General features: G+C 66.5%; 6 protein-coding genes and 1 pseudogene. All 7 read right to left on the bottom strand.

The window, feature by feature from the left end; genetic code table 11:
- Positions 1–85 precede the first annotated feature (85 nt).
- Entirely contained in the window at positions 86–187 is a 102-nt protein-coding gene (locus VGH54_RS08405) for a 30S ribosomal protein bS22 (RefSeq protein WP_003402602.1), read from the bottom strand.
- A gap of 290 nt (positions 188–477) precedes the next feature.
- Entirely contained in the window at positions 478–729 is a 252-nt protein-coding gene (locus VGH54_RS08400; RefSeq protein WP_331511483.1) for a cell division/environmental response transcriptional regulator, read from the bottom strand.
- A 139-nt stretch (positions 730–868) separates the two neighbouring features.
- On the bottom strand, positions 869–1744 hold the full coding sequence (proC, locus tag VGH54_RS08395) for a pyrroline-5-carboxylate reductase (protein ID WP_331511482.1): 876 nt from the start codon (positions 1742–1744) through the stop codon (positions 869–871).
- 36 nt (positions 1745–1780) lie between these two features.
- The gene (locus VGH54_RS08390; RefSeq protein ID WP_331511481.1) at positions 1781–2596 is read right to left on the bottom strand and encodes a thioesterase family protein; all 816 of its coding nucleotides are present in this window, start codon (positions 2594–2596) and stop codon (positions 1781–1783) included.
- 21 nt (positions 2597–2617) lie between these two features.
- Positions 2618–3460, bottom strand: coding sequence for a sugar phosphate isomerase/epimerase (locus VGH54_RS08385; RefSeq protein WP_331511480.1), 843 nt, complete (start codon positions 3458–3460; stop codon positions 2618–2620).
- A 17-nt stretch (positions 3461–3477) separates the two neighbouring features.
- A complete protein-coding gene (locus VGH54_RS08380; protein WP_331511479.1) occupies positions 3478–4461 on the bottom strand; it encodes a hypothetical protein in 984 nt (327 codons plus the stop codon).
- Positions 4458–4707: pseudogene (locus tag VGH54_RS08375) on the bottom strand (hypothetical protein); the annotation flags it as partial. The pseudogene VGH54_RS08375 and the gene VGH54_RS08380, both read right to left, overlap by 4 nt.

Below are 4707 nucleotides of genomic sequence, written 5' to 3'. Positions count from 1 at the left end.
CGACCGACGAGTCCACCTGATTAGCCTAACGATCTCGCGCCGGCGCGGCATCTGCTGCACACGAGGCCAGCACGCAGCGGAGGGGTTACTTACCGAGTTTTCTGCGCTGCACCCGCGTGCGGCGAAGCAGCTTACGGTGCTTCTTCTTCGACATCCGCTTACGCCGCTTCTTGATTACTGAACCCATAACTCCGCTATCTGTGCTGGATTGCCCGACTCCTCGTCAGGACGCTGCGCGTCCCGCATCGTCGTCGTGCTGTGTGGCGGCCCGAGTCCGCCGTGGCCGGGCATATGCAATAACCCGCACACTCTACCCGGCAGGACAGGTCGAACACCAAAGCCGGTGCCGGTGGGCCGAAATGGCTCACCGGTGCGACCGGACAGCCGCGAGACATAAACCGTTGCGATGCGTCGCGGCGTGCCCTCGCGACGGTTTAAGTGTCGGGGCCGGAACTTGCGGTCCCAACTCCGGTCCGTCTAGCCAGCGTCGAAGTACGAGCTCTCCAGCATGTCGTGCACTGCCTTCGCGTGCACGCGGAAAGACCGGCCGACGCGGACCGCGGGCAGTTCACCGTTGTGAACCAACCGGTAGACCGTCATCTTGCTGACCCGCATCAGTGCTGCCACCTCTGCAACCGTCAGGAATTGCGTCCGGGGCTGCTGGCCGTCTACGGAACCCGTGTCGCGTCCCGATTTACCGCCAGCCGATGGCCCGTTCATAGACGTCATCGCAACCCAATCAATCAGGCTCCTGCAGTCCCAGCGGCTTCCCCTCCGCTGGCACCCACAGGTGCTTACCAACAAGGAGAATAGCGGGACTAGTGTGGTTATTGCGACGGGTGGTGGCAAATAAATAAAATTCTATAAATTACTCAGATGTAATTCGTAGCTGCTCAGAGCGTGTTTTTGCGGCCCGCACCGCGTCATCGACAGCCGCCCGCAAACCGTGCTTTTCCAATTCCCGCAGCGCAGCCGCAGTGGTGCCCCCCGGCGAGGTAACAATCGAACGCAGCCGCGTCGCGGTGGTGTCCAGCGACAGGTCACGCACCGAGTCACTGCCCGTTCCACGGTCCTGTTCCATCCGGTCCAGCAACAAAGCCGCCGAGCCGGCCATCGTCTGCGCCACCAACTCGGTGGACACCGCGCGACTCAGCCCTACCCCGACCCCGGCGTCCACCAACGCCTCGATCATCAAGAAGAAGTACGCCGGGCCCGATCCGGAAACAGCCGTCACAGCGTCCAGGTGCTCCTCGGGGACCGTCAGCACCGCTCCTACCGAGTCGAACAGCGCTGCGACCTCCTTGAGCTGCTCAGGGGTCGCAAAACGGCCTGCAGCCATGGCGCTGACACCCGCACCGACCAATGCCGGCGCATTGGGCATCACCCGGACCACCGGCGTCCCCGCCAGCAGCTTGGATTCCAGGTAGGTCGTCGTGACCCCGGCAGCGACGGTGATGAACACCTGATCCGGGCTGTCGTGGTCAGCTTCCGCGGCGACCTTTCCGATCTCACCGACCACCGAGCCGACGTCGGAGGGCTTGACGGCGATGATGACGAACGTCGCGTTCTCCACCGCGTCGGGCAGCGACGTGACCAGCACGCCATACGTTTCGGCGAGGTAGCGGGCGCGGTCCGGCATCCGCTCGGCGACCACCAGATCCTTGACCTGCCGCCCGGCCCGCAGCAAGCCCGACAGCAAAGCTTCACCCATGCTGCCGCCACCGACAAGCGCGATTCGAGCCATGCCGCCCAGCATCCCAGACGCCCGCGGGTTTTGTCGTTAGGGCGCGGGGACCATCGCCAGCTGGCGGCTCTGCACCACGATGCGGCCCGCCGAATCGACGACGGTGTGGTCTTCGTCGAACCAGTCCTGACCGATCTGCGTGCACGTGCACACCACCCGTAGCCATCCGTCGGCCGGCAGCCCCCGCAGGTATGCGGTGAGCTGCACGGTCGGCGCCCAGCCGGTGCGATTCACAGCGAAACTCACCGGGGCCGACACGTCGCCGCACATCAGCGCGAACAACACATCGGGTGCCACGCCGCGCGGCCGCACCCAATTCTGGATCACGGGCGGCCGGCCGTCGGTGGAAATGCCCAGCGACGAGATCAGCGGCCGCACTTCGCAGCCCTCGGACAAGTTCACCAGCCCGGCCAGCCGGTGGCCGCGGCCGATCGGCTCCACATCGTCGGGCGGCTCGGGATCCATCAGGCCCACCGCCGGGTTGGCCGACAGCATCGGCGGCACCAGATGCTCGGGCTCGCCGAGCGTGACCACGGCGTGCACGGCAGTGCGATCGCCCTGGGTCAGCTCGACGTCGACGACGCTGATCCGGCGTCCACGCTTGCGCATCGACGTCACCAGCCGCATCGGGCCGGGATCGGGTGCCCACAGAAAGCTGGCCGAAACCGCCACCGGCTCAACGGGTCCGCCGTGGGCGGTGCGAGCGGCGTTGGCGCACAACGCAACCATCGCCCCGCCGTGCACCTTGGGCCCGATGGTCCAGTGCTTGTTCAGCTCGCCCTCGTAGACATTGTGCACGCCGTCGGAGTCGATCTCGCGGAGCTCCATCGCGGCGGTGAATAACGCGGTCAAATTATCGAATGTCCTTGAATGTCAACGCAACAGGTGCATGCGGGCGAATTGCAACGACTCGGCCAGGATGGCCTGGCGCTCGTGGGCTGACCGCGCTGACGACGTGGACACCTCTAACACGACGTGGCCGGCGAAGTCGCCGGCGGCCAACAGCTGGCAGACCTCGACCGTCGGCTGGTTGCCGCGGCCCGGCGCCAAGTGCTCGTCGGCGGGCAAGCCGCTGCCGTCGCACAGATGCAGGTGCACCAGGCCGGCGCCCATCCGCTCCGCCATGTCCAGCGCGTCGCTGCCCGCCGTCGCGCTGTGCGACAGGTCCAGCGTGTAGTGCGCGTGCTCGCCGTCCAGCGGGTCGTAGGACGGGGCGAACGCCGAGATGCCCGGCCCGGGCCCGCCGCCGCGCCGGCGCATCCGTTCCATCGTCTGGCCGGAACCGAAGAGCCGGTCGGCTCGGAACGGGAACATGTTCTCCACGGCCACCAGCACGTCGCTGGACGCCTCGAGTTCGGCGACCTGCTCGGCGAAACCTTCGACGTAGCGCCGCTGCCAGCGGAACGGCGGATGCACGACAACGGTTTGGGCGCCGAGCTTCTCGGCGGCCCGCACGCTGCGATCCAGCTTGGGAATCGGGTTGGCCCCCCACACCCGCTGCGAGATCAGCAGACATGGCGCATGCACCGACAGCACCGGCATCCGGTAGCGGCGTGAGAGTTTGGCCACCGCGCCGATGTCCTGGCTGACCGACTCGCCCCACACCATCAGCTCGACGCCGTCGTAGCCGAGGTTGGCTGCGTACTCGAAAGCGGCCTCGGTCTTCTCTGGATAGACCGAGGCCGTCGACAGACCGACTTTGATAGCTGGGCGCACGTGGATTCTGTTGCGGCCTAGCCGGATTGCAACAACGCTAAGGGCCCCAGCGTGACCAGTGCCCCCACCGCCACCGCGATCAGCGTGCTGCCGATGTCTTCGGTCTTACGCACCACCCGCACACCGACCACCAGGCCGAGGATGACGAGCACCGAGAGCACCAGCGCGACGATGTTGTTCCACCGCCACAGTTGATCGAACGCGATGAACAACCCCGCACCGAATGCGACGGCCAAAACCGATTGCAGCACAACTATTCCGCCGAACCGCATGCTCTCCGACCGGGACCAGGTGTGCGACTCACCGTGTTCGTCGCCGTCTTCGGGGTAGTCCTCTTCCTCGGCGACGTCGGCGATGTCGTGGTAGGCCGCATCACGTGAATCGACGTCGCTGCCGGCGGACTGCAGATACGAGCGCACGTACGCGGAGTCTTCGATGACCGGCTCGGCGTCTCGGACATCGGTGTCCATCACGTCCACCGACATGCCGGCGTAATCCTCGAGCGGGTCGGGCCTCATGCCCTCGGCGCCGGCCCGCTCCGGCGACTTGTCGTCGCGCGCCTCGACGCGCTCGGGCGCGGCCCGCCCGTTGGTGCGCACCGGGCGCGGATAGGAGCTGCGCTGAAGCCGTGCCTCGCGCTGCTCGGGCGCCGCTTCGCGCGGACGGGGCGGCGCGGACGCCGGCCAGCGCGGCTCGGGTTCAGACCAGTACGACGACTTCTCGACCGGCTCGTCGGCAGGCGCCTCGGCAACCTCGTCGTCGACGTGAGCGGTTCCGTGAGCCCGACGCCCATGCGATCCCGGACCCGGGTGCTCGGGCGCCGCGGGCTCCATGTCGTCGGTGATGATGGGGATCTCACCGGTCAGTTCGGCGACCGTCACCGCGTCAGAATTTCCGCGGCGACGGCGGCGGCGGGTCGGAGCCGGGGCGCCAAGCGTGCCATTCTTGGCCAGCAACTCGGCAACCGAGATGGGTCGGGTGGAGTCGTTTGGTCCGGTCATTTCTTGCCACCATTCCGATTGGCTCGCTGATTACCAGCATCTCGCACGGAAGTCTCTACGAAGGCGGTTCCGTCGGCTTCGCTATCGAGTTTGCGAAGAATGAGGCCCTCCCGTAGCGCCCACGGGCAAATGTCCACCGTCTCTATCGAAAGCGCTCGCATACTTGCCTCCGCGACCAAAGCTCCCGCCACAATTTGCGGCGCTCGCTCGGCGCTCACCCCTTCCAGTTCTGCACGGTCAGCGGTC

It is taken from the genome of Mycobacterium sp., assembly GCF_036488105.1.
In the GTDB taxonomy this organism is placed as follows: Bacteria; Actinomycetota; Actinomycetes; order Mycobacteriales; family Mycobacteriaceae; genus Mycobacterium.
This window is presented reverse-complemented; position numbering and strand designations above follow the sequence as displayed.

Excerpts from the sequence above, each read along its gene's own strand:
- VGH54_RS08380 (WP_331511479.1), bottom strand. The coding sequence starts at position 4,461 with ATGACCGGACCAAACGACTCCACCCGACCCATCTCGGTTGCCGAGTTG.
- proC (WP_331511482.1), bottom strand. The coding sequence starts at position 1,744 with ATGGCTCGAATCGCGCTTGTCGGTGGCGGCAGCATGGGTGAAGCTTTG.
- VGH54_RS08405 (WP_003402602.1), bottom strand. The coding sequence starts at position 187 with ATGGGTTCAGTAATCAAGAAGCGGCGTAAGCGGATGTCGAAGAAGAAG.
- VGH54_RS08400 (WP_331511483.1), bottom strand. The coding sequence starts at position 729 with ATGACGTCTATGAACGGGCCATCGGCTGGCGGTAAATCGGGACGCGAC.